The sequence below is a fragment of the Ignavibacteriales bacterium genome (assembly GCA_026390595.1).
Lineage (GTDB): Bacteria > Bacteroidota > Ignavibacteria > UBA10030 > UBA10030 > UBA9647.
Genome location: JAPLFQ010000027.1, coordinates 17,610 through 42,494 on the forward strand (window position 1 = coordinate 17,610; position 24,885 = coordinate 42,494).

Sequence of the window (24,885 nt, forward strand, 5' to 3'; positions counted from 1 at the left end):
TGTTCCGCGGCCTGGTACACTTCGCTGTGTATCAGGCCTTCTTTTTCTTGAGACATCCCTCCTTGTTTAGGCCGCATTTTTTCCTTACTTTTAAATGATGACAGAACTCGACCACATCGAAGGGAAACCCCGCTGCCATTGCGGCGTTTTCGGAATATTCAACCATCCCGAAGCCGCTCTCATGACGTATTACGGACTGCACGCCCTCCAACACCGCGGTCAGGAAGCGACTGGAATAGTAACCAGCGACTTCGATCTGGTCAAACGCAGGCCCAAGTTCTACTCTCACAAGGGTGTCGGCCTCGTCGCCGAAGTGTACAAAGATCCTTCGATCCTCAAGGAAGAGCTCAGAGGCCGGGCGGCCATCGGGCACAACCGCTACTCCACTACCGGTTCAGCAGACAACAAGTTCAATATCCAACCGCTGGTTGTGAACTATCGTGCCGGCAACCTCGCTCTCGGGCACAATGGGAACCTGACAAATTTCAATTCTCTTCGCGAACGATTGCAGGCGGATGGGACGATCTTCCAATCGACGTCCGACAGCGAGATCATTCTGCATCTGACCGCGCGCAGCAAGAAAGAAGACCAGATACAGCAGATCAAGGAAGCGCTCGAGACTGTCGAGGGGGCGTATTCCCTGGTTATCCTCACCGACACGAGCCTCATTGCCGCCAGAGATCCTCATGGTTTCAGGCCGCTTGCACTCGGCAGACTGGGAACTGCGTTTGTCGTAGCGTCAGAGACGTGCGCATTCGATATCATCGGAGCCGAGTATATCGGCGAAGTGGAGCCGGGAGAAATTCTGGTGATCGACCAGGAGGGGATCGACAGCGGAACGCTGAAGTCGTACCACGTCTCGAAGCCCCCGGAGCCGCATCATTGCATCTTCGAGTACATCTATTTCTCAAGGCCTGACAGCAAAATCTTCGGTGAGAACGTCGACAAGGTCCGGCGCAAACTGGGGAAACTGCTCGCGCAGCAGTCGCCCGTGAAGCCAGAAGACGACGATGACCGCGTGGTGGTCATCAGTGTTCCCGATTCGAGCAACACTGCCACGCTCGGATTCGTGAGGGAAGCAAACAAGATCGGTGACGACGTCAAGCTCGAGATCGGACTGATCCGCAGCCACTATGTCGGACGGACATTCATCATGCCCGACCAGGCGGGGCGAGAGTTCAGGGTGAAGACGAAGTTCAATACGGTCAAGGGAGTGATCAAAGGCCGAAAGGTGGTGATGGTGGACGACTCCATAGTCCGGGGAACCACGTCCAGGCAGCTCGTCCGCCTGATTCGCGAAGCGGAACCGAAGGAAATCCACTTTCGTGTCACTTCTCCGCCCATCAAGTTCCCATGTCACTACGGAATGGATTTTCCCAGCAAGGCAGAATTGATTGCTAATCGTTGCGAGAGCGATGTCGAATTGATCAGACAGGAACTTGGCGTTGATTCTCTCGCGTACCTTTCGATGGAAAATCTCCTCGAGGCCGCTCCCCACGAAAACGGGTCGCACTATTGCACCGCCTGTTTCAGCGGCGTCTATCCTGTTTCCATAGACCGCGAAACCGCCAAGGACGTCAACGACGCCTGATGCTCCAACGAATCTGGACAATCTCCACGGTTCTCAGTTTCAGCCGGATATTCCTGCTCGCTCCGCTCGCGTACTTTCTTTTCTCGGCCGTCCCAAACAACCGGGAATGGGCCGCCGTTGTCCTGCTGCTGGCCGGGATCACGGATTTTCTTGATGGATATGTCGCACGTCGCCTGCATCAGGTGACAGACTTTGGCAAGATCATCGATCCGATCGCGGACAAGATCGCGGCAGGAGGGGGCTCGCTGATGCTCGTGCTGGTGGGGGCGATGCCTCTCTGGTTCTTGGTTGTCATCGTCGTTCGCGATCTCCTGATCCTCGTCGGCGGCATCTACATCAAGTCAAAAAAGAATATTATCACACAGTCGAACTGGCCCGGCAAGTTCGCTGTGACCTCGATTGCCGTGGTCATGTTGCTGTCGGATCTTGCCATCCCTTCGTTGGAAGGTATCAGACAGGTTGCCATCTGGACGAGCGTGTTCCTGATGTCTCTGTCGTTTCTCCTGTATGTGCAGCGGTTGTTCGTCGGAAATTTGTTCGCAAAGAAAGGTGTGCAGTAATGTTGTTTGGTGATGCGTTCAAGAAACTCAAAGATGGCTTGACGAAGACGAGGGATACTCTCTTCAGCAAGGTCGCAACGCTCGTCAGCACGAAGAAAATTATCGACGACGACATGCTCGACCGTTTGGAGGAAATCCTCATTTCAGGTGATGTGGGTTTTGAAACGACGGTCCTGATTCTTGACAACATCAAGAAGCGCGTCAAGCAGGAGAAAATCGAATCATCGGATCATTTGACGGATCTCCTAAAGGATGAAATTGCCAGTGTGCTGCATGTCAACGGAAATTCTGATTCATCAGAACTTCTTCTTCCGGCCGAACCAAGGCCGTATGTCATCATGGTGGTCGGTGTGAATGGGGTCGGCAAAACGACCACGATTGGCAAGCTGGCCAACGTCTACAAGGAAAAAGGTTACAAGGTGATCGTCGGGGCTGCCGATACATTCAGGGCCGCTGCCAACGAGCAGCTCGAGATCTGGGCGCAGCGTGCCGGCGTGGAGATTGTTCAGCAGGCGCGAGGAGCGGATCCGGCGGCGGTCGCTTATGATTCCCTCAGCTCGGCGATTTCACGGAAGGCCGACGTCGTCATCATCGATACCGCAGGGCGTCTCCACACGAAGATAAATTTGATGGAAGAATTGAAGAAAATTGGACGCGTGCTCGACAAGCGGCTTGCAGGCGCTCCGCACGAGGTGTTGCTTGTGCTCGACGCAACGACGGGTCAGAATGCGCTGCAGCAGGTGAAGCAATTCACGGCAGCTGTGGAAGTCACCGGGCTTGTGCTGACGAAACTGGATGGGACGGCGAAGGGGGGAATTGTGCTGGCCATAAGCCAGGAGTTGAAGGTCCCGGTCAAATTTATCGGCGTCGGCGAACAGATAGATGATTTGCAGGTGTTTGACAGAAGGGCCTTTGTGGATGCCCTCTTTGAAGGATTCAATCCAGAAAGCTGATCTCTGATGAAGCTCACATGCAGCCGATACGATCTGAAGCTCAGGCACACGTTCACGATTGCACGGGGTGCGCGGGATGTTTCTCCCGTGGTCATCGTCGAGCTCGAACACGACGGGATTACGGGCTTTGGGGAGTCAGCTCCGATAGCGCGGTACGGAGAATCAATAGATTCCGTCACGTCATTTGTATCGCGCATCGATTGGACGAGGTTCAATGATCCTTTCCAGATTGAGTCGATACTGACCTCTGTCAATGGTATAGCGGAAGGGAATACGGCGGCGAAGGCATCGATCGACATCGCTCTGCACGACTGGGTCGGCCGGAAGCTTGGGCTGCCGCTTCACAAATACTGGGGGCTCGACAAGTCCAGGACCCCTCTCACGTCGTATACGATCGGGATCGATTCCCCGGCTGTCATCGAGCAGAAAGTCCGGGAGGCTGAAGCGTATCCCATACTGAAAGTGAAGCTCGGCGGTGATAATGACGAAGAAATAATTCGTGCCGTCAGGAACGTGACGAAAAAGGCGCTTCGGGTGGACGCGAACGAGGGATGGAAAGTCAGGGAACAGGCTGTGGAAAAGATCAAGTGGCTGGAGCAGGAGGGCGTGGAATTTGTCGAGCAACCTATGCCCGCGGCTGATCTTGCGGGGACGGCATGGACGCGGGAACGCGTGAACCTTCCCCTGATTGCTGACGAGAACTCTCTACGCCTCCACGATGTTCCAAGACTGCAGGGAGCATTTGACGGCATCAACATCAAACTTATGAAATGCACAGGACTGCGCGAAGCACTCCGGATGATTCATACGGCGCGAGCGTGCGGAATGAAAGTCATGATCGGGTGTATGATCGAGAGCTCAGTGGCGATTTCCGCTGCCGCTCAATTGTCTCCGCTGATTGATTACGCAGACCTCGACGGCAATGTCCTTATCACAAACGATCCTTTCGATGGCGTCAGAAGCCTTGACGGGGTCATCACGCTTCTGGACAGGCCGGGCATCGGAATAGAAAGGCGATCCTGATTAACGCATGGCAACGAAGATTCACATATTGGAAGCTGATATTGCGAACAAGATCGCTGCCGGCGAAGTGGTGCAGCGTCCCGCGTCGGCAATCAAGGAACTGATCGAGAACGCACTCGATGCAGGGGCGAAAAAGATTACGATTGTCGTTGGGGATGCGGGGAAGACCTTGATGCAGGTTGTCGATGATGGGGAGGGGATGTCGGCTGAAGACGCCGTGCTCTCATTCCAACGCCATGCGACAAGCAAAATCTCGGCAGCGCAGGATCTTGAAGCCATCGTGACGCTCGGTTTTCGCGGGGAGGCGCTCGCTTCCATTGCAGCGGTCTCGCAGGTGGAGCTGAAGACGCGACAACCGTCGCACGACCTTGGGACCCTGATCCGGATTGAGGGGAGTGAACTCAAGGAGCAGGCTCCGGTTGCTTCTGAACCAGGGACGTCGATAACCGTCAAGAACCTGTTCTACAACACGCCGGGGCGAAGGAACTTTCTCAAAACCCGAAACACCGAGCTGAAGAACATTTCGGACGTGGTGACGAGGATGGCCATCGCGTTTCCTGAGATCGGCTGGACGTATGTCAGTGACGATGAGCAGCTGCTCGACCTCAAGCCCAAAGATGTCGAAGGACGACTCGCTGATCTTTTTGGTGAGAGGCAATTTCGCTCACTGGTCAAGCTCACGGAAGTGTCAGAATTCCTCACCCTCGATGGGTTCATCGGCAAGCCTGATTTCGCCAGGAAAAGCCGCTCCGAACAATTCCTTTTCATCAACCGCCGGTATGTCATCAACCGGGCCCTTAATCATGCGGTGTTCCAGGCATACGAGCATCTGATGGTGAAAGGGGCGTTCCCGTTCTACATCCTTAATCTCACGATCGATCCGAGAAAGATCGATGTCAATGTGCATCCCTCGAAGCTCGAAGTGAAATTCGAAAACGAATCCGCGATCTATCGTTTTGTTCTCACATCGGTTCGGAAAACACTCGGTGAACATGATTTGGTCCCGTCTGTCACATTCGGCGGCGGCCAGGTGCCATCGGGACCCGATGCGCACCTCCGATTCCTTCAGAATGAGCGGATGCAGACAAATATGGCGGATTTGATGCCCCCACAGCAGAGCGATACACCAGATATCGACCTGGGCAGGGTGTTCAGAAAAGTGGAGCGGAGGATTGGAGACGATGTGCTGCAGCGCGACGGGGAAGCGACATTTCCAACGGATCTTGGCAAGTCCGCTGCCGGTGCGCCGGACCGAATCGTTCAGCACAAACCGATTGGAACGTCAGCTGAGCAGCTGTCCATACAGGACGGGAAGCCAATCTGGCAGGTGCAGAACAAATACATACTTTCACAGATACGCACGGGCCTTCTGATTGTCGATCAGCACGTCGCACACGAACGAATACTCTACGAGAAAGCGCTTTCGAACTTCGAGAACAATCTTCCCTCGACGCAGCAGCTGCTCTTTCCGCAAACGGTGCAGCTCACCGCGAGCGACTACTCGCTTGCGAAGGAGCTTGTGCCGCATCTCGAAAAGCTGGGGTTCGATCTGAAACCATTTGGCAAAAATACGGTTGTCATTGAGGGAATCCCGGCGGATGTCCGCGCCGGCGGCGAAGCCCGAATTCTTCAGGATGTTCTCGACGAATACCGGAACAACGAGCACGCACAGCATACCGATGCCCGCGACAACCTGGCAAAGTCCTTTGCCTGCAAGGCCGCTATCAAGGCCGGGGACAGGCTCACAACAACTGAGATGCTTATTCTCATCGACCAGCTGTTCGCGACGCAGATGCCGTACGTCTGTCCACACGGCCGGCCGATTGTGGTCAAGATCTCGATCGATGAACTCGATCGCCGCTTCGGCAGGACATAATTCACTCACGGAACAGGAAAGGCACGACGCATGCACGATGGTCTGAACGGCATAGGAGAGGAGCGCTCGCGATGGGAGGAGACCGTCAAGGCCAGCGGAAAAGGGCGTGGCGTGAAGTTTACAACTGTCAGCGGTGAACCGATCGAAATGTTGTATGACCCTCACGATGTTGAGGCAATCAATTTCCTCGGTGAGGTTGGCTATCCGGGTGAGTATCCGTATACCCGCGGGATCCATCCAACCGGATTCCGGGGGAAACTCTGGACGATGCGTCAGTTTGCGGGGTTCGGCACACCCGAAGATACAAACGAACGCTATCACTATCTCCTCGAGCACGGACAAACCGGACTCTCCGTCGCCTTTGATTTGCCTACGTTGATGGGACGTGATGCCGATGATTCTCTATCGGAAGGGGAAGTCGGCATCTGCGGTGTCTCCGTGAGTTCGCTTGCAGATATGGAACTCCTGTTCAAGGGGATCAATCTGTCGGAGATTTCGACGTCGATGACGATCAATGCTCCGGCTGCAATGGTGATGGCATTCTATCTTGCGGTGGCTGAGAAGCAGGGGTGCGGCTTCAAGACACTTCGAGGCACGACACAAACCGACATCCTCAAGGAGTACATTGCTCAGAAGGAGTGGATCTATCCTCCCAACCCGTCGATGCGGTTGATCATCGACATGTTCGAGTACTTGAACAAGGAAGTGCCCCAATGGAACCCGATCTCCGTCAGCGGCTATCACATCCGTGAAGCAGGATCGACATCGATTCAGGAGCTTGCTTTCACGCTTGCTGACGGGTTTGCATACGTCGAGGCGGGTATCGCACGCGGGCTGGATGTCGACGAGTTCGCTCCTAGAATGTCCTTCTTCTTCAATTCTCACGTGGATTTCTTCGAGGAGATTGCCAAGTTTCGAGCTGCGCGCCGCATCTGGGCAAAGCGAATGAGAAACAAGTACGGAGCTAAGAACCCGCGCTCGTGGATGTTGCGGTTTCACACGCAGACAGCAGGCTGCTCCCTGACAGCGCAGCAACCGGAGAACAACATTGTTCGCACGGCGTACCAAGCTCTCGCCGGAGTCCTTGGCGGAACGCAATCACTGCATACGAACTCGATGGACGAAACGCTTGCGCTGCCATCGGAAAAGGCGGTCAAGATCGCCTTGCGGACCCAGCAGATTATCGCGTATGAAACAGGTGTCACCAACACGGTGGATCCGCTTGCAGGGAGCTATTTTGTCGAAGCGTTGACGACGAAGATGGAGCAGGCGGCGGAACGGTACTTTGAGACAATCGATACTCTTGGCGGCGTGATCCCAGCTATCGAAGCAGGTTTCTTTCAGCGTGAGATCGCGGATGCGGCATATCGATATCAGAGGGAACTGGAAGCAAAAGAGAAGATCATTGTGGGCGTGAATGATTTCGTGGAAGAGAAGGGGAAGATCGAGATTCCTATTCTCGTAATTTCTCCAGACGTTGAGGTCAAACAGCGAAAACGGCTTGGAGATGTTCGCCAGAGCAGGAGCACCGAAGCGGTGGAACGATCCCTTTCAGTACTGAAACAGGCGGCAGCGGACCAGAAGAACCTGGTACCGCTCCTTCTGGAATGCGCTCGCTCGTACGTGACGCTCGGAGAAATGTGTGACGCCCTGACGGAAACCTTCGGGATCTACGAAGAACCGGCTGTCTTCTGATCGTACACCAGCAAAGAGGACCTTCTATGCGCAAGGTTGTGCGTTTGATGAGGCCTGAACAGTGGCTGAAGAATTTCTTCATCTTTGCCCCCCTGATTTTTTCCAAGCATCTGTTCGACGGCGCGTACGTCTGGATGGCTGCCCAGGCGTTTCTGGTGTTCGCGCTCCTCTCCAGCACGGTGTATATTTTCAATGACATCGCCGACCGGGAGGCGGACAGGCTCCATCCGACGAAACGAAACAGGCCCATCGCTGCCGGTACCATCACGATTACGCAAGCGGTCGGCCTCGCCATCGGGTTGATGCTCGTTATCGGCTTCCTCGTTACGATGCTCAATGCGAAGTTCCTCTTCGTCGCAGTGGTGTACTTCGTACTGAATCTCGGCTACTCGTTCTTCCTTAAGCGTGTGATCCTGGTGGATGTGTTCATCGTTGCCGCAGGGTTCATGTTGCGCGTTCTCGCAGGGGCGTTCGCGATTCATGTTCAGGTGTCCGAGTGGCTCGTTCTCTGCACGCTCTTTGTCTCGTTATTCCTGTCGATTTCGAAACGCCGGGCGGAGCTGATGCTGGTCAAAAACTCCGAGCACTTTGAGGGGCGGGCAGCAATACGGGGATATGACATCGAGTTCCTTGATCAGATGATGACGATCGCCGCGTCGGGGATGGCAATTTCCTATGCGCTCTATACGGTTGCCGAAAGGACGATCAGCATCTTCGGTTCTTCGAATCTGATTTTCACAACGGTGTTTGTCCTGTTCGGCATTTTTCGATATCTTTATCTCGTGAGAGCCAGGAAGACGGAAGACAATCCAACTCATATGCTCACCACTGATCCGGTTACCCTGGTGAACGGTGTTGCGTGGTTCAGTGTCTGTGTCATCATCATCTATTTTTCGGATATCAAAATCTGGCTTGGAGTACGATGAAACTTCCACAACCCAAATCGCCAACGCGGATAACCGGATTCAAAACAGTTGATCCCACAGTCGTTGTCGTCAAGACGAAGCCCGCGACCGTCCTGAAGGATATCGAACGTGCGATGGAGATGGCGGGCATCACTGCCACCCTCGATGCCGGCGCACCTACAATTCTGAAAGACAACATCTCGTGGCATTTCCCGTTCCCGGCGGCCAATACCACACCGTGGCAGCTCGAGGGGACCATCCTCGGCCTGCGCAACTCCGGCTACAAGGACCTCGTCTGTGTTCAAAACAAGACCGTCGTCACGGATGCGTTCAAGGGGGAGGACCTCAACAAGTACGTCCCGATCTTCAAGAAGTATGATATCCCCGTCCGCTTCAATTTCAAGGACGGAGATATGAAATGGATCGAGTACGCACCAAAGACTCCGCTCCTCGTGCTCGACCAAATTTATCCGGATGGCATACGCATTCCCGACTTCTTTTTCGGCAAAAACATCGTGCACCTCCCGACGGTGAAGTGCCACATCTACACGACGACCACCGGCGCAATGAAAAATGCTTTCGGCGGTTTGTTAAGCACATATCGCCACTATACGCATTCCTGGATTCACGAGACCCTCGTTGATCTGCTCGCCATCCAGAAGGAAATTCATACCGGCTTGTTCGCAGTGATGGACGGAACAACAGCCGGCAACGGGCCGGGCCCGCGCACGATGTACCCGGAAGAGAAGAATGTCATCCTTGTCGGCGCTGACCAGGTTGCGATCGATGCGGTAGCGGCAAAGATGATGGGACATGACCCGATGAGCATCAAGTACATCCGGCTTGCACACGAGCGCGGATTGGGCTGCGGCGATCCCCGGACAATCAAGGTGGTGGGGGAGGACGTCTCGGGAGTCAATTGGAAATTCTCGGTGGGCGATAACATCGCGAGCATGGCCGGAGACCTTCTCTGGTTCAGCCCGCTCAAGAAGTTCCAGAACATATTCTTCAGAACACCACTGGTCAATTTGTTCATCTTTGGCTCCGAAGCCTATCATGACTACTACCGCTGGCCGATGAGAGATCGGCGCGTGTTCAGCAAATGGAAGCAGTCGACTCAGTGGGGAAAACTGTTCGCTGCCTACGAACCCCGCGAGGGTGGTTGAGCCATACACACCGGGTGGCCATGTTCATAGCGGGTCTCTTCTCCACGAATCATACGAAGACGATTATCCAATGAGTTCCAGAACGAGGGCTGAATTACTCCTGTTGTCAATCACGCTCATCTGGGGCAGCACGTTTGTCACCTCGAAGTACCTCCTGGACAGCATATCCCCTCTGATATTTATCGGTGTCCGGTTTTCTGTCGCAACGGTCCTGTTTGCTCTGTTCTTTCCACGGAAGGTTTTCGCTGCTCCGCGAAACGCCTGGATCAAAGGCGGGATTTTGGGAGTCTTGTTGTTCATCGGATTTGCGACTCAAACAATCGGGCTTCAGTACACGGGTGCAACGAAATCTGCGTTCATCACCGGAATGATGGTCGTCTTCACTCCCATCTGCCAGCTTTTGATCGAACGACGGGCTCCCAAAACCGGAAACATCGTTGGGATCCTGCTCGTCACCGCAGGTCTCTACTTCCTTACTTCTCCAGGGGGATCCGAGTTCAATCTGGGAGATGGCCTCAACCTCATCTGCGCGGTCACGTTTGGGTTCTACATTGTATACCTCGATGTCTTTTCGAAAGAGGTTGATGCTGTACATCTTATTATGGCCCAGTTCATCGTGTGCGCGGTCCTCGGGCTGGCCTCAGGATTTACGTTCGAGGCAATCAGATTTGTGCCCTCGGTGGATGGAACGCTGGCTTTGCTCTACCTCATTGTTTTTGCCACCATCATTGCGCTTTTCGTTCAGAACCGCTATCAGAAAGATACCACTCCGACGCGCAGTGCGGTTATTTTTTCTATCGAACCTGTGCTCGCAGCAGGGTTCGCCTATGTCCTTCTGGGGGAAGTCCTTGGCGCTCTCGGGGTGTTTGGCGGTGCATTAATCGTAGGGGGGGTCCTCGTGTCGGAGCTCTCACCGGGATAGTGCTTGGGTGGAGCTCTCCCAAATGTGGCAACGGCAAAATCTCTGGCTTGACCGATCTCACACAGGCAGGAGAATAGCGAAAAAAGTACTTGAGTTTCATACTGCAAAGATCTACCTTCTAACCAGCATATGAAAAACCTCGTACGCCTCATAGTAACCCTTGCACTTGCCGTCGTGATCGTCGGAACTCTTCCAGCGATCATCATCAAGGATCGTCCAACAGCACAGAGCAATGGATCGAACGTTGTTGTCCGGTGGACAACGATTGATGAAACAGGGGTCGAGGGTTTCCAAGTGCTTCGCCGAAACGGGTTAGCGGGCGAATTTGCTTTGATCAGTGGTTCAGTCATCGCCGCGAAAGGCAACAATTCGACGTACGACTTCACCGACAGTGATGTATTCAAGAGTTCCAGCGGTATCTTCCAGTACAGGGTTCGAATCCTCAACGGACAAAACCCTGCTCCCGAGACTGAAATTGTCACCGTATCTCATGTGAGTTCTGCTTCAAAACGCACATGGGGCAGCATCAAAGCGATGTTCCGATAATTGTCTGTCCATAGGCTGTTCACCCGAAGCGATACCCTGTTATCGCTTTTTCTGTTTTATGACGTATGAAACTGCCTCCGCTCATACTCGCATCGCAATCGCCCAGACGTAAGGTTCTTTTGAAGCAGATCGGCCTGACGTTTACTGTTCGGCCGAGTCATGTGCGCGAAGATGTGCTCAAACACGAAGCGCCAGAGCACAATGCGAAACGGATTGCGCTCAGCAAAGCCGTAGAGATCGCGAAACGCACGAAAAGAGGTATTGTCATCGGCGCTGACACGATCGTTGTGCTGAAAGGCAAGATCCTTGGAAAGCCGCGCACGCCGGCCGAAGCGAGGAGGATGCTCAGGAGTTTAAGCGGCAGAATGCACACTGTGTACACGGGCTTTGCGCTGATCGATGTGAGGTCGGGCAGGAAGACCGTGCAAATCGAGAAAACACGTGTGTGGTTTCGAACGCTCACGCCGCAGGAGATTGCAGATTATGTTTCCTCAGGCTCGCCGATGGACAAGGCGGGCGCGTATGGTATTCAGGATGATTATGGAGCGGTGTTTGTGAGACGAGTTGAGGGATGTTTCTACAATGTTGTCGGGTTTCCGCTGACGAAGTTCTACATGGTTCTGCAGGATTTTGTCCGCGATGATCATTGATCGATGATTCAAAACGGAGTGGAGTGTATGGGACAAAAGACTCGAGTGCTCATCGCAAAAGTGGGACTTGATGGTCATGACCGTGGGGCGAAGGTTGTAGCTGCTGCCCTTCGGGATGCCGGGATGGAAGTGATCTACAGCGGCTTACGGAAGACCCCCGAGATGATCGTTGAGGCGGCACTTCAGGAAGACGTCGATGCAGTCGGCATCAGCCTGCTGAGCGGTGCGCACATGACAATATTCCCAAAAGTGCTACAGCTCATGCGTCAGAAGGGATTGAATGACGTCCTTCTCTTCGGCGGCGGGATCATCCCCGAAAAGGATATCAATGAGTTGAAGGGAATGGGTGTCGGAGAACTTTTTACGCCAGGCGCATCGACAAACGATATTGTCTCGTATGTCAAACGCTGGTCCGGAGAACGCAGCGGTGAGGTACGCGTGTGACGGTTGTGTCCGCCGTGTGAACAAATGTCCTGAAAACAAAAAAACCCGCTCACGGTTGCCCGGAGCGGGTTTTTGTTTTCTGAGAGATGAAAACTAGGGTGCCTTCTTAACGTTGACAGCCTGCAGGCCTTTGGCGCCCTGTTCAACTTCGAATTCCACAGTGTCGCCTTCCTTCAGCGTCTTGTAGCCTTCGCCGTTGATGGACTTATAATGCACGAACACGTCTTCACCAGTGCTTCGTTTGATGAAGCCATATCCTTTCGCATTATTGAACCACTTGACTGTACCTTGTTCCATAAGGTTACTTCTTCCTTATAGGGTTAAACATGCACACCTAATTTTTGTCTCTCAAAAACAAAAGATGTCCAGCTGTGCCCGACACCCTTCATTAAGGTTGTTTCACACACCCCCGCAGGACAAGTCATACAGCCTGCAGAGAGAGACAGCCAAAACCACTTCTGCTGAAACAAAAACGGTGTTGGTGAATTACACTGCGAGTATAGCATTTGTTGGAATTAAAAGCAAGACCCGCCAATTCGGAGGCCGGATGGCGAGCACGAGTGACCCATGGCCCACGGATCATCTTTGGCGTACAAAACTCGAAAGGGGAGCGCCTAATCCATTGAGTTCCAATGACTTTAGCTTCGGGTGGCGACCCTACGCCTCTTCGTCAAGCCAAATTCCAAATTCTCCCGCATCGTCATCTCCGGGGGAGGTCTCATCCCGGGACATCTCCTTCGGCCTCAGGATCTTCATCTCCTTGGGGTCGAACCCGAACAGATCTTCAGCTGAAAAGACCCTCTTGAAGTCCTCGGGTTCAAAGAACGCGTCGAACTTACGTGAGCACTCATTCAGCCTTTCGGTATAGTAGGCTGTATTCTCGTCGGGGAAGTTCGGTTCCCACTCCTCGGCGAGCTTGCAGTTGTCAACTATTTTGACGCCTGCGTGCGTACCCGTCACATAGTAAGAAATGCGATCTCCGGGTCTCACCGTCAATCCGGATCGTTTGGCAACTTCATACGCTGCTGCGGGCTTTCGATTGCCTTCCGCGATGCCCCGGTCGTAGTCATCGAGAGAGTCACGGATAGTCTCCGTTCGGCAGAAATCGACAGCGTCCCATCTGTGCTGGGTGATGTCGTTGAGTAACGAAACATAGAGCCTGTGCAATCCCTGAATATCGTGCTGGAGCAGATGACTGACACAAAATTGGATGTAGTTCTTCGCAAATCGCTCCAGTGTGCGCGAGATCAGCGAACTTCCACGAATGGTGAGCCTGTTCTTATAGTCGAGCAGCGCGTAATTCTTCTTCTTGTAGCTCAGCATCTGTTTGTATCTGCCTGCCAAAACTAGGTTGATGCCCGCCGGAAGTGATTGGGAGAGCTTCTCTACGAAAACCAACTCCTGCTCTTCGCCGCGTACATTATCCGGGGGAATGAAGTACAGTCCGTCCGTGTCGGCCTCGATGACCGTCCCATTGTGGAGTTCGACCTCGCGAATGATGATGCGGAGAAACTCCTGACCGGTCGAAGTCACCCGGTCCGCCTGTTCGTAGTCGTTGAAGAGCCCGCGTGGATATCCAAGATAGCCGTAGAACGAGTTGATGAGGATTTTCAGCGAAGATTGAAATGCATCAAGGGCCGACTGTTCCTTCTCATGGGCGCTGCTGTTCATTGCACGCTTCGCGTCGAGGCGCGCGGTCGTGAGCGATTGGAGGAGACGTGAAAAGACTCTCAATTCATCCGAGGCTGGTTGAATCTCCTGCGTGAGCATGATTGAAGGGTAGAGTGATTCGATATCAGCATGGAGAACACCCTCGACTATTCCAGTCATGAAAATGTCAGTGTACCCGCCGGTCTGCTGGCCGCCCCCCTGTGCCTTCGGGACGCTGTGCTTCTGACGAATGTATTCACGCAACATCATCAATTCGATTTTCGCGGAGCTTCCGGCTCGTACGACCGCCTCATAGGAAAGGGGCACCATGCGCGACTGAAAGAAATAGCTCGGAGATAAGTGTTCGCCGAGATAACGGATTTCGGCGCAATCCCGCTCGGCCTGGGCGATCACCTGACCCGGCTGCCCGCTCCAGACGGAGGCGATCCGGTCGTGATCTATCATCGCTGCCGGCTTCGATGCGAACTCGAAGTGCTGAGCGAGATAGCGGAGATCATACTGCTCCAGTTTTCGTCGGGATGACGAATACGCCTGGGCCAGAGCTCTCGTATCGATGCAATGACGCCCCGCAACTTCGTAGACTGCATTTTCGAATCCAGGCTCGAGCGGGGTTCCACGCGGGGAGTATGATCTGAGATCTGACTCATCTCTCCCAATTGACAATCCTATGGAATGCAACTCACCGCGCCGAGCAAGATAGGGAAGGACGTGGTCGATCAGATCGTGTCCTTCGATCACATCCGGGTTCTTCTCGCGGATAGCCTGCACGAAATGTCTCAGCATCTCAGGTTCTGAAAGCTTGCGCCCGTCTATGATCTCTTCCCATCCGAAATTATCAGCAAGGGCGATGACGATAATCCTGTCTTCAGTTCCCGACTGAAGAAGGAATTGCGTGATCGGATCGGGTTTGAGGAGGAGAGGAGTCAGTTCCGAATAATGTCCGGCCCGCTTCAACGCGCTCTTGTTGTACGTAGTGAGGATGAATCGGATGGCTTCCCACATGTCGTTCCATCGCGGGAAGGCCACGAGGTGACGATAATAGTTCGACCCGGTCAGCTCTTTGATCCAGAACCGCTTCTGGTAGTTCTCGAGGAGGACCGGGCTCGACAGGAAGAAGAACGGAAAGAACTCGGCGTCGGCCGACGTGATCTGCCCTGCGGCCCCCTTGAGCCGATCGTCGCGCGCGCCGCGGAGATACAACCGGACAGATGACTCGTTAAGCTGCTGGACCGCCACGACATTGTTCAGCGAATTCTGACCGAACAGAATTGGATCGAATCCGCCTGGGGGTGCCGCCTCCGTGTCACTTCTTTTTGATGTCGACATTCAGAAACGGCTTCAACAGGTCTATCGGAACGGGGAAGATTGTCGTTGAGTTATTCTCCGTGGCGATTTCCCGCAGTGTCTGGAGGTACCGAAGTGTGAGAGCACTCGGCTGGTCCGAGAGGATTTTCGCCGCGTCGGCAAGGCGCTGGGATGCCTGGAATTCCCCTTCGGCTGCAATGATTTTTGATCGCCGTTCGCGCTCGGCCTCGGCCTGTTTGGCCATCGCCCGCTGCATCTCCTGTGGAAGATCGATTTGTTTCACTTCGACATTCGATACCTTGATGCCCCATGGCTCGGTGTGGTTGTCCATGATCTGCTGCAGCTTCATATTGATCTTCTCACGCTCGGAGAGCAGTTCGTCCAACTCCGACTGTCCCAGAACGCTGCGGAGGGTTGTTTGCGAAAGCTGGGAGGTCGCAAAAAGGTAGTTCTCAACATCGAGGATAGCCTTGTCGGGATCCATCACGCGAAAATAGACCACAGCATTCACTTTGATTGAGACGTTGTCCTTCGTGATCACGTCTTGTGGCGGCACGTCCATCACGACTGTGCGGAGACTCACCTTGATCATCCGATCGATCAAGGGCACCAGGATGATCAGTCCGGGCCCGTTTCCCATGCCGCCTGGATTGAACACTGCCTTGGATTTCCGGCCAAGCCTGAAAATAACTGCCCGCTCATAGTCCCGTAAAATTCTGATGGAATTTCCTATGATGATAAGGACGAAAGCGATTGCCGCAATAATAAGCACCGCAACGGGTTGCATGGTGAACTCCTTTCTGATGGTACTGTCAGCTACTTGCGCTCCTCTTGAACGCGCAATGTGAGGTTTTCGAATCCTACTATTCTGACCTTTGAATTCGCTGGAATCTCGCCCGAAACGGAGAGTGCGTTCCAAATCTCTCCGCGGACTCTCACGCGTCCATGCGGATTGAGTGGCGTGATAGCCTCGCCGAACAGGCCGAGGAGGGCCTCCATTCCTGTCGTCGGTTTCGACTGCAGCGCACGCAGGCCGAATCCTACGACGAACATGAAGAACACGAGTGTCAAGGCAGCGCAGGTAAGTATGACACTCCAGGAGATCTGAACAAATTCGAGTGCAGAATCCGATCGTATCAGCATCATGGATCCCAGAATGAGTGCGATCAATCCTCCAACCGAGAGAACGCCGTGGCTGGCGACCTTGAGGTCAGCTACGAACAAAATGATGGCGAAAACGATGAGTGCGAGACCAGCGTAATTTATTGGGAGTGTGTGCAATGAATAGAAGGCGAGGATGAGGCTGATTCCTCCAACGACACCGGGCAATACCGAACCGGGATTGTACAGTTCGAATAGAAGCCCATATATGCCGAGCAACATCAGTACGTATGCGATATTCGGATCGCTCAGGGTGTCAAGCAATCGCTCGGTGAAACTCATCTCCCATTCTTCAATTGACTGGCCTTTGGTGTGCAGTGTTGTCGGGCCGGAGGGGAGCTCGATTGTTCTTCCGTCGAGAGCCGCCAGCAGGCTGTCCGTGTTCCTGGCAACCAGATCGATGACCCCCATCTTCAGCGCCTCTGTTTCCGTAATAGAAAGGCTGCGGCGGACTGCTTCTTCAGCCCAGGTGATGTTTCGATGCCGCTTTTCTGCAATGGTTCGTACAAAAGCAGCAGCATCGTTCGTGGCTTTTTCCATCATCGTTGTGTCCATGCTTCCCTGCAGCGTCACCGGATGGGCGGCCCCGATATTCGTGCCGGGAGCCATGGCTGCAACATGGGCAGCAAGAGTTATGAACACTCCGGCAGACGCAGATTGCGAGCCGGGAGGGGAGACGAACACGATGATCGGAATTTTCGACTCAAGGATATCACTCACCATCGCCCGTGTAGATTTCAGAAGACCGCCGGGGGTATTGAGAAAGATGATGAGACACTGAGCTTGCTTCTCGGTTGCCGATTGGATGCTGCTGTGGAGGTATTCCGCCGCGGCGGGATTGATCGTCTTGTCTATTCGGATGGCGACGATCTTCTGTGCAATCGCCGGAACGGTGAGAAATGGAGTGAGAAGAACTAAGAGGGTCACACTTCGCAGGATCTTCATGGGAGAGCTCCTGACTTGCTCGCTGAAGTGCAGAGAATAGGACCGCGACTAAGGCCGCGGCGATTTACTCTGGGCGAAAGAACTGCGATGATCTAGCGACTTGTTGTTGAACTGTCAGAGTTCAGTGGTTGCGGAGAGAGTGGGATTCGAACCCACGGTACCCTTTCAGGCACACACGCTTTCCAGGCGTGCCAGTTCAGCCACTCCTGCATCTCTCCGTTGTCTTCTTACTTGTTCCTTCGGGCGTATTGGGGGTATTGCACATCCAACCACGCTCTTCCAACTCCGGTCTTCAGAAAAACTTCACGACGTCGAGCTGAAGACAAGTCAGGAAACTCTTCAATGTGAATCAAGATCCAAGGTATGCCGCCTTTTGTAAAACGACTTCTTCCTGCGTTGTGTTCATCAAGCCGTTTGGCAGCGTCGACGGCGCTTCCTGCATAGCGCTTCTGTAGGCTTTCACTCCAGAGAACGTAAACCTGAACCATAGGCAAGTAATGATGGGATTCTCCGCCGGAGGCGGATGCGCCTTCGGCGCAGAACCCACGGTACCCTTTCAGGCACACACGCTTTCCAGGCGTGCCAGTTCAGCCACTCCTGCATCTCTCCGATGAATGCTGATGGTGCGGTTTCGGTGGTTCTTGCCTAGTCCAGGCTCATCCAGAAACTACAAACCTCTCACGAATCTACAACTGAAACAATAATAGCAAAAGATGGCTGAAAATGCAAAGGACTTCGATCGTGAGACAAGCTTTTCTACGAAATTAACACTGAGAGTGGAGTGGGAAGAATGTTGTACACGCTCATTTCGAACGAAGTCGGAACATTCTGGCAGCCGAGGAGTAGCAGCATGTTTGAAGTCGGTTTGAATACCAGTTGCGAAGCATCATGTTCACTGCGAGTCTGTGGAAGTGGGGAGGGGGTGTCCGGAAAGCGGATGTGGTGCTTCCCGCATGACCAATCGAATCCCGTCAGTGATCAACTCCTCGAAGAATTGTGGCGGGCAATCTCCGGCCTGGGAGAATAGCGGCGGAGGAACGCGTGAGGAGACGAAGCAGCCGGTAGGGATCGTCACAACGAAGTCGACCGAGAGCTCTGGCCGGCTTCCAAAACGCTTTTTTTGATGTTCGCTCGTTTGAACTTCTTCAAATCAAATCGTATATTATCTAATTATTAGCAGCCACACGGAAGGGTGCGAGAGTGGTTGAATCGGCCGGTCTCGAAAACCGGAATACCGCATTGCGGTATCGAGGGTTCGAATCCCTCCCCTTCCGCAAGCAATAAAGTCGCTTTCCCGCCACGCTATTCTACACGCCGTTGTCTTTCCCCAATAACACTTTGAAGGCTCGTGTTCACGCGAGCCCCACACGACTCAGGATCCCATATCAAGTCGAGCTGCATCAAGTCCGACCGTCGGCTTCCTTGATGCCCGAGTGCGGCAGCAGAGTGCCAGATTCATCGTTCACGGTCAGGCAGGCTTGACGAGTTCCTGCGGAAGGTTTCACGATCATCGCGGCCGGATATCGTCAGTTACAAGTACCAAGGAACAAAACGACATGCTCGTTTGTTTGGGATATGGATGAAGTGAGCGGCGAAAAGTGGAACGAATGCGGCGCGGGATGGTGGTCAGGCAGTTACCTTGACATTACCTGTGCGTTTTGATATATTGCCAACGATAACTGCTAAGTAAAGCGTCAGAATGCAAATCCTCGGAACAAAGCGAAGCAGACAGCGAGAGAAGATCTTTCAGGTCCTTAAGCGGACAACTTCTCATCCGACCGCGGAATGGGTTCACGAACAGGTTCGTGAACAGATTCCCCGGGTGTCTCTTGGCACCGTCTACCGCAACCTCCACATCCTTACAGCGCAGGGGAAAATTCGCGAACTCGATTTCGGTGAAGGACTTCACCGGTACGACGCGACCATAGAACAACACTACCATTTTGTTTGTAAACAGTGTGGCGTTGTGAGGGACCTCGCAGTTCCTCCTCAAGATGACCTCCACGATCGGGTCCGCGATGCTGTCCCGGGCACGATCTCGGCGCACCGCTTGGATTTTTACGGGGTCTGCAACGATTGCCTGCGTAAGGCCTAAGTTCCTTGTCCGGCTCTCTCGTTGAGGTTGCGAACGAACCATCAACCTGAAAAGCACCTTGAGCGTTTCTTCTTGGATCACGAGACGAAGATTCACCAGTCCCGCTGGCGTTCCGCAAGCCTGTTCCAGCATCTCTGGTGTGTTTTCTGTCCTGCGTTCGGACATACAAGTCGTGCACAATAACTCAAATCAATAATTCCAGATGAATGTTGGAGGTGCTATGGCCGTACAAGTTGGAGACAAAGCTCCCGATTTTACACTCGTGGATGGAGACAAGAAACCCCGTTCGCTGACCGAGTTTCTGGGAAAGAAGACAGTCCTTGCCTTCATCCCCGGAGCGTTCACCGGCGTATGCACGAAGGAAGTGTGTGCATTGAGGGATTCAATGAGTCGGTTCAACGAATTGAATGCCCATGTGGTGGGAATCAGCGTCGACGCCCCGTTCTCGAACAAGGCATTCGCAACGCAGAACAACCTGCAATTCCCGGTGCTTTCAGACTACAGCCGGACAGCGGTGAAGGCATACGGTATCGTGCTGGAGAACTTTGCAGGCCTTGTGGGTTATGCTGCTGCAAAAAGATCTGTATTCATTCTCGATAATGCCGGGGTGGTTCGGTACGTATGGGTGAGCGACAATCCCGGCGTCGAGCCAAACTATGAAGAAGTGTCCAAGGCGCTCGAGGCGATCCGATAAAGTGTTCTCGACGTGCCCGCAATAAGGAATGAAGAAAGGGAAGGAAATCCAGCATGCTGAAGATAGGTGAGAAGGCGCCTCCGTTCACTCTTCCGACGGGAGATGGAACATCAATTTCTCTGAAGGATCTTCGGGGAAAAAAGGTTGTTCTGTATTTTTACCCGAAGGACGATACGTCTGGTTGCACGAAGGAGGCATGCTCCTTCCAGGAGAATCTCCCGGCGCTCAAGAAGAAAGGAGCGGTTCTTCTGGGGGTCAGTGCGGACACCGCCGCATCGCACGGGAAGTTCGCGGCGAAATATGACTTGAGTTTCCCCTTGCTGAGTGATGAAAAAAAAGAAACGCTGAAGGCGTACGGTGTCTGGAAGGAGAAATCGATGTACGGGCGGAAGTACATGGGCATCGAGCGAACGACTGTTCTCATCGACGAAACAGGACGAATTTCCATGGTGTTTTCAAAGGTGAAGGTCGACGGCCACACCGATGAAGTGCTTGCAGCACTCTAAAGAACGGAGATTAACTGATGGTGTATGTGACGCGCAGGGCGGTATTCAGTGCATCCCACCGCCTCTACAATCCTCAACTTACCGAAGCTGAGAACGACAGGATTTATGACAAATGTTCAAACAAGAACGGCCACGGTCATAACTACGTTGTGGAGGTGACCGTCGCCGGCAAACCCCGGCCAGAGACAGGCTATGTCATAGATCTGAAAAAGCTCAAAGAGATTGTTGGAAGGGAAATCATCGACAAGGTCGACCATAAGCACTTGAATCTGGATGTGGAGTTCATGCGCGGTGTGATCCCGACCGCGGAGAACATTGCGAAAGCATTCTGGATAGTCCTGTATCCGAAGATCCCGGAAGGGACACTGTATTCGATTCGACTTCATGAAACCGAGAACAACGTCGTGGAATATCGAGGCGAATGACTATGAAGAAAGCTATGGGCGGCAAAGATTTCGAGCAAACGATTACGGATCTTCTCGTTCACCTTGGTGAGAACCCGAAACGAGAAGGATTGACCAAAACACCTGATCGGGTGGCGAAAATGTATCAATTCCTTACGAAGGGGTATCACGAAGATGTCGAAAAGGTTCTGAACAAAGCGGTTTTCACAGAGCGGTACAGCGAGATGGTCATCGTTCGCGATATCGATTTCTTCAGCCTCTGTGAGCACCACCTCGTCCCTTTCTACGGAAAGTGTCACATTGCGTACATACCAAACGGAAAGATCATCGGACTGAGCAAGCTGCCGAGAGTCGTCGAGGTTTTCGCAAGGCGGTTGCAGGTGCAGGAGCGATTGACGCAGGAGATCGCCGAAACGATCTTCAAGTACCTGAAGCCTCGGGGGGTCGGCGTCGTGATGGAAGCCCGTCACCTCTGTATGATGATGCGGGGGGTCGAGCAGCATGACTCCGCCGCCACCACGAGCGCAATGCTGGGTTCGTTTCGTGACGATGTGAAAACCCGAACGGAGTTTCTCACGCTTTTGCAGCGCCAACTCGGACATTAGCCATGGCATCAGTACGCACCGTCTGGATCACTGGCGCGAGTTCAGGAATTGGCAGGGCTCTCGCTGAAGAATTCGCATCACACGGTGACACCATCGCCGCAAGCGCCCGCACGTCAGCAAATCTTGCATCGCTGCAAAGTCAGATTGTATCCTCTTCAGGGACCTGCATGGTGTTCCCATGCGACATCACAAACGCGGAACAAGTCTATTCTTCGTCTGAAGCGATTCGTACAGGGTTGGGTCCGGTTGATATCCTGATCAACAATGCCGGGGTGACGTATTTCAAAGATTTCATGTCCACGACCATCGAGCAATTTGATGAGGTTATGGCCACGAACCTGCGAGGGACGTTTCTCGCTACGCAAGCTGTCCTGCCGGGAATGCTTGAGAAGGGGCGAGGATTGATTCTCAATGTGCTTTCATTCGCAGCGAAGGCTGTGTACACCGGATCGTCAGCGTACGCAGCTTCGAAAGCGGGAGCAGAGGCCATGATGAATGTCCTGCGGGCAGAAACACGAAGCAGGGGAATCAAAATCGTGAATGTGTATCCCGGTGCGGTGTTGACGCCGATCTGGCATCCCAAGCACCGCGAGAAGTATGGGGACCAGATGATGAAGCCGGATGAAATCGCCAGGATGCTGTATTACGTGAGCTGTCAACCCCCCTCGATGGTCGTTGAGGATATCGTTATTCGTCCACAAGTTGGAGATTTGCAGGTATGAACCTCAAGGGCTCAGTTGCGTTGGTCACAGGCGCAGGACGCGGAATTGGCCGTTCCGTCGCGCTGTCCCTGGCGAAAGAAGGCGTTGAAGTGATTCTGACTGCTCGAACCGTGGCGGAATTGAATCAGGTGAAAAAGGAGATAGAGTCGAGTGGTGAGAGGAGCTCAGTTATTCCGGCTGATCTCACGGATGACCGACAAATCGCAAAGCTCTTTGAAGAGCTGCAGAGGCAGTATCAAAGACTCGATATTCTTGTGAACAACGCCGGCATCGGTGTATTTTCACCAGTTCGTACGCTCGCACTTGGTGATTTTGACAGGATGTGGAGTCTGAATATGCGTGCGGTCATGCTGGCGACACAGCATGCACTGAAGTTTATGGAGGCTCAGAAAAGCGGTGCGATTGTGAATGTCGCGTCGCTTGCCGGCAGAAATGCATTCATTGGTGGTGCAGGATATGCCGCGACGAAATGGGCTCTGATAGGTTTTTCCCGGTCACTCATGCTCGAAGTCCGCGAGCACAATATTCGTGTGGTGACGATTTGTCCCGGTTCAGTTGATACTTCTTTTTCCCCAACCCCAAAGGACCCCTCAAAGTCGGAGAAAATTCTCCATCCGCAAGACGTCGCAGATACAGTTCTGGCAGCTCTCATGCTTCCAGAACGGGCGATGGTCAGCGAGATAGATATCCGGCCGACCAACCCCAAATAACTTGTTACCGTTCTTCGTCGTTAGAACTGTCAGCGTTCCATCGGTCCAGGAGGCTGGGCAACCCTGCGGGCGTTTCGCCCTTTCCGCATGATTTGTGCAGCTCGACCTCGGATGATGCTTGCCTTTTGCTGAGCCCAGAGTCTGGCCGACGCCTTCTTCCAGATTTTCTGTTGCTCCGGTGTGAGAAGCTTGTTCACGGCGAACCAGTGATCGACACGAAGAACGCGCTGCACTGATTGCAGTTGCGAGATCTCGGCGAGCTTCTTCTGTATTGCCGCCTGATTGGGCTGTTCGGCCTTGAACATCTCTGCAAGTTCCAGGCGGGCGGTCTTGCCGCGGGCCTGTTGGTCAACGGATCTCTTGCCAAGTTCGAAGCGGAGACTCTCGATGCTCTTTTTCTGTTCATCGGTAAGTTTCAGCAATCGAACGAAGCGATCTCGATTGTCGGTACTGCTGTTCGGCCGGTTGAGCCTCTCCTGAGCGAATGAAAGGCAAAGCGGCAGGAGGAGAAGACTGACAGCGATGAGGACCTTTTTCATAATTCCGTCTCCAGAGTGAAAAGCCAAGTTGAGTGGATTCATGCATTAGATAGCAATCGACGGTGATGGTTTAACGTCCGGGCTGGTTTTCAGCAGGATGTTTCTTGCAATCAAAGAACAGGTTTGATATATTGGAGGGAGAAATGGTCAACGTGCGATCGATCCGCGCAACAATACTTGCCTTTGTACTCCTTCTGAGCCTTAGCCAGTCCGGCTGTTCAGTATTCAGCTCTATTGGTGGCTGGTTTTCGCAGAGCTACGATGACACAGTCGCCTATTTCAATGCCTACTACAACGCCAAGCGGCTCTTCGATGAAGCAGAAACCGAAGTGCTGGCGGCGCGGGCAACATTGAAGGCGAAGTCGGGTAATCCCAACCAGCCTGTGTCAACAGGGTCGACGGCAAAGCAGAAATTCACCGCAGTCATTGACAAATGCTCCAACGTATTGTCCTTCTATCCAAAAAGTGGTGTGGTCGATGATGCTCTGTTCCTGATTGGAAAGTCGTACTTCTACCAGGAAGAATTCGTGAAGGCGGAGCGGAAATTCACTGAACTCCTCGCCAAGAATCCTAAGCGCTCAATGGCTCTGGAAAGTCAGCTCTGGCTGCTGAAGACGATGCAGAGACTGAACAAATTTGATGACGCTCTCCGCGTCGGACAAGACCTCGCTCTGGCTGCTGCAGGTGAAGGCAAAGAGAACATTGCCGGAGAGGCGTTGATGATCCTGGGGGATATCGCTGTTTCCCAGAAGAACACGGACGTTGCCATCGATCACTATGCGAAGGCTGTAGCAACCGCGAGTGATGGGTCAATGCGGGCCGAAGCCCAGATAAAGGTTGGTGACCTGTATTTCTCGCTGCCTGATTACGAAAAGGCGGCTCTTGCGTATGCTGATGTCGAGAAGTACTCACCGGATGAATCCTCTCTGTACGATAGCCAGCTGCAGACGGCGATCGCATATCGGCTGTGCGATAAGTTCGACCAATCGATCTCGGTACTTCGGAAAATGGAGTCCGATTACCGTTTTCTCGGTTACCGGGGAACAATCCGCTATGAGCTCGGCCTCACGCAGGAAAAGAGCGGCAAGCTCGACGAAGCTATCGATATGTATCGTCTCGTCGACACCACCAATGCCAAGACCGAGGCGGGAGCGAAAGCGGCGTTTGAGCTTGGGAGGCTTTATCAGTATGAGCTTG

At 53.4% G+C, this 24,885-nt stretch carries 25 protein-coding genes and 2 tRNA genes; 21 read left to right on the forward strand and 6 right to left on the reverse strand.

Annotation, left to right across the window (positions count from 1 at the left end):
- Positions 1-94 precede the first annotated feature (94 nt).
- The 12 genes from purF to NTU47_15670 all read left to right on the forward strand — a co-directional run bounded on the left by purF (position 95) and on the right by NTU47_15670 (position 12,331).
- Complete coding sequence (gene purF / locus NTU47_15615; GenBank protein MCX6135234.1) at positions 95-1,591, forward strand: amidophosphoribosyltransferase; 1,497 nt, start codon at positions 95-97, stop codon at positions 1,589-1,591.
- Entirely contained in the window at positions 1,591-2,151 is a 561-nt protein-coding gene (locus tag NTU47_15620; protein ID MCX6135235.1) for a CDP-alcohol phosphatidyltransferase family protein, read from the forward strand. Before purF ends, NTU47_15620 begins: the two co-directional genes overlap by 1 nt.
- Positions 2,151-3,104, forward strand: a complete 954-nt coding sequence (gene ftsY / locus NTU47_15625) for a signal recognition particle-docking protein FtsY (GenBank protein ID MCX6135236.1) — start codon at positions 2,151-2,153, stop codon at positions 3,102-3,104. Before NTU47_15620 ends, ftsY begins: the two co-directional genes overlap by 1 nt.
- Before the next feature lie 6 nt (positions 3,105-3,110).
- A complete protein-coding gene (locus NTU47_15630) occupies positions 3,111-4,127 on the forward strand; it encodes a dipeptide epimerase (GenBank protein MCX6135237.1) in 1,017 nt (338 codons plus the stop codon).
- Between the two features lie 7 nt (positions 4,128-4,134).
- Positions 4,135-6,003 (forward strand): DNA mismatch repair endonuclease MutL, encoded by a 1,869-nt coding sequence (gene mutL, locus NTU47_15635; protein ID MCX6135238.1) that lies wholly within the window; start codon positions 4,135-4,137, stop codon positions 6,001-6,003.
- 30 nt (positions 6,004-6,033) lie between these two features.
- Positions 6,034-7,698, forward strand: a complete 1,665-nt coding sequence (locus NTU47_15640; protein MCX6135239.1) for a methylmalonyl-CoA mutase family protein — start codon at positions 6,034-6,036, stop codon at positions 7,696-7,698.
- A gap of 26 nt (positions 7,699-7,724) precedes the next feature.
- Positions 7,725-8,624 (forward strand): decaprenyl-phosphate phosphoribosyltransferase, encoded by a 900-nt coding sequence (locus NTU47_15645; GenBank protein MCX6135240.1) that lies wholly within the window; start codon positions 7,725-7,727, stop codon positions 8,622-8,624.
- Positions 8,621-9,769, forward strand: coding sequence for a DUF362 domain-containing protein (locus NTU47_15650; GenBank protein MCX6135241.1), 1,149 nt, complete (start codon positions 8,621-8,623; stop codon positions 9,767-9,769). The genes NTU47_15645 and NTU47_15650 overlap by 4 nt, the downstream gene beginning before the upstream one ends.
- Positions 9,770-9,839: 70 nt before the next feature.
- Complete coding sequence (locus NTU47_15655) at positions 9,840-10,691, forward strand: DMT family transporter (protein ID MCX6135242.1); 852 nt, start codon at positions 9,840-9,842, stop codon at positions 10,689-10,691.
- A 129-nt stretch (positions 10,692-10,820) separates the two neighbouring features.
- Entirely contained in the window at positions 10,821-11,237 is a 417-nt protein-coding gene (locus NTU47_15660; GenBank protein ID MCX6135243.1) for a hypothetical protein, read from the forward strand.
- 65 nt (positions 11,238-11,302) lie between these two features.
- Complete coding sequence (locus NTU47_15665) at positions 11,303-11,887, forward strand: Maf family protein (GenBank protein MCX6135244.1); 585 nt, start codon at positions 11,303-11,305, stop codon at positions 11,885-11,887.
- A gap of 27 nt (positions 11,888-11,914) precedes the next feature.
- Positions 11,915-12,331, forward strand: coding sequence for a cobalamin B12-binding domain-containing protein (locus NTU47_15670; GenBank protein ID MCX6135245.1), 417 nt, complete (start codon positions 11,915-11,917; stop codon positions 12,329-12,331).
- 93 nt (positions 12,332-12,424) lie between these two features.
- On the opposite strand, the gene NTU47_15675 is transcribed toward NTU47_15670, so the two are convergent.
- The 5 genes from NTU47_15675 to NTU47_15695 form a co-directional block, all read right to left on the reverse strand.
- Positions 12,425-12,628, reverse strand: coding sequence for a cold-shock protein (locus NTU47_15675; GenBank protein MCX6135246.1), 204 nt, complete (start codon positions 12,626-12,628; stop codon positions 12,425-12,427).
- A 360-nt stretch (positions 12,629-12,988) separates the two neighbouring features.
- Positions 12,989-15,328, reverse strand: coding sequence for a hypothetical protein (locus tag NTU47_15680; GenBank protein ID MCX6135247.1), 2,340 nt, complete (start codon positions 15,326-15,328; stop codon positions 12,989-12,991).
- Complete coding sequence (locus NTU47_15685) at positions 15,306-16,094, reverse strand: slipin family protein (GenBank protein ID MCX6135248.1); 789 nt, start codon at positions 16,092-16,094, stop codon at positions 15,306-15,308. Before NTU47_15685 ends, NTU47_15680 begins: the two co-directional genes overlap by 23 nt.
- 29 nt (positions 16,095-16,123) lie before the next feature.
- Positions 16,124-17,413, reverse strand: a complete 1,290-nt coding sequence (locus NTU47_15690; protein ID MCX6135249.1) for a nodulation protein NfeD — start codon at positions 17,411-17,413, stop codon at positions 16,124-16,126.
- A 131-nt stretch (positions 17,414-17,544) separates the two neighbouring features.
- A tRNA-Ser gene (locus NTU47_15695) sits at positions 17,545-17,631 on the reverse strand.
- A gap of 968 nt (positions 17,632-18,599) precedes the next feature.
- Between NTU47_15695 and NTU47_15700 the strand changes: the two genes are divergently transcribed.
- The 8 genes from NTU47_15700 (at position 18,600) to NTU47_15735 (ending at position 23,149) form a co-directional block, all read left to right on the forward strand.
- Positions 18,600-18,687, forward strand: a tRNA-Ser gene (locus NTU47_15700).
- Positions 18,688-19,112: 425 nt separating this feature from the next.
- Complete coding sequence (locus NTU47_15705) at positions 19,113-19,508, forward strand: transcriptional repressor (protein MCX6135250.1); 396 nt, start codon at positions 19,113-19,115, stop codon at positions 19,506-19,508.
- 220 nt (positions 19,509-19,728) lie between these two features.
- Positions 19,729-20,202, forward strand: coding sequence for a peroxiredoxin (locus tag NTU47_15710; GenBank protein ID MCX6135251.1), 474 nt, complete (start codon positions 19,729-19,731; stop codon positions 20,200-20,202).
- A gap of 53 nt (positions 20,203-20,255) precedes the next feature.
- The gene (gene bcp / locus NTU47_15715) at positions 20,256-20,708 is read left to right on the forward strand and encodes a thioredoxin-dependent thiol peroxidase (protein ID MCX6135252.1); all 453 of its coding nucleotides are present in this window, start codon (positions 20,256-20,258) and stop codon (positions 20,706-20,708) included.
- Between the two features lie 17 nt (positions 20,709-20,725).
- Positions 20,726-21,133, forward strand: coding sequence for a 6-carboxytetrahydropterin synthase (locus NTU47_15720; GenBank protein ID MCX6135253.1), 408 nt, complete (start codon positions 20,726-20,728; stop codon positions 21,131-21,133).
- A gap of 2 nt (positions 21,134-21,135) precedes the next feature.
- Positions 21,136-21,717: a GTP cyclohydrolase I FolE gene (gene folE, locus NTU47_15725; protein ID MCX6135254.1), complete on the forward strand. Its 582-nt coding sequence runs from the start codon at positions 21,136-21,138 to the stop codon at positions 21,715-21,717.
- A 2-nt stretch (positions 21,718-21,719) separates the two neighbouring features.
- Positions 21,720-22,439 (forward strand): SDR family NAD(P)-dependent oxidoreductase, encoded by a 720-nt coding sequence (locus NTU47_15730; protein ID MCX6135255.1) that lies wholly within the window; start codon positions 21,720-21,722, stop codon positions 22,437-22,439.
- Entirely contained in the window at positions 22,436-23,149 is a 714-nt protein-coding gene (locus NTU47_15735; protein MCX6135256.1) for an SDR family NAD(P)-dependent oxidoreductase, read from the forward strand. The genes NTU47_15730 and NTU47_15735 overlap by 4 nt, the downstream gene beginning before the upstream one ends.
- Positions 23,150-23,178: 29 nt before the next feature.
- Here NTU47_15735 and NTU47_15740 read toward each other — a convergent pair whose 3' ends face one another.
- Positions 23,179-23,688: a periplasmic heavy metal sensor gene (locus NTU47_15740; GenBank protein MCX6135257.1), complete on the reverse strand. Its 510-nt coding sequence runs from the start codon at positions 23,686-23,688 to the stop codon at positions 23,179-23,181.
- Positions 23,689-23,831: 143 nt separating this feature from the next.
- Here NTU47_15740 and NTU47_15745 point away from each other — a divergent pair.
- On the forward strand, positions 23,832-24,885 hold a 1,054-nt coding region (locus NTU47_15745), incomplete at its 3' end, for a tetratricopeptide repeat protein (protein ID MCX6135258.1).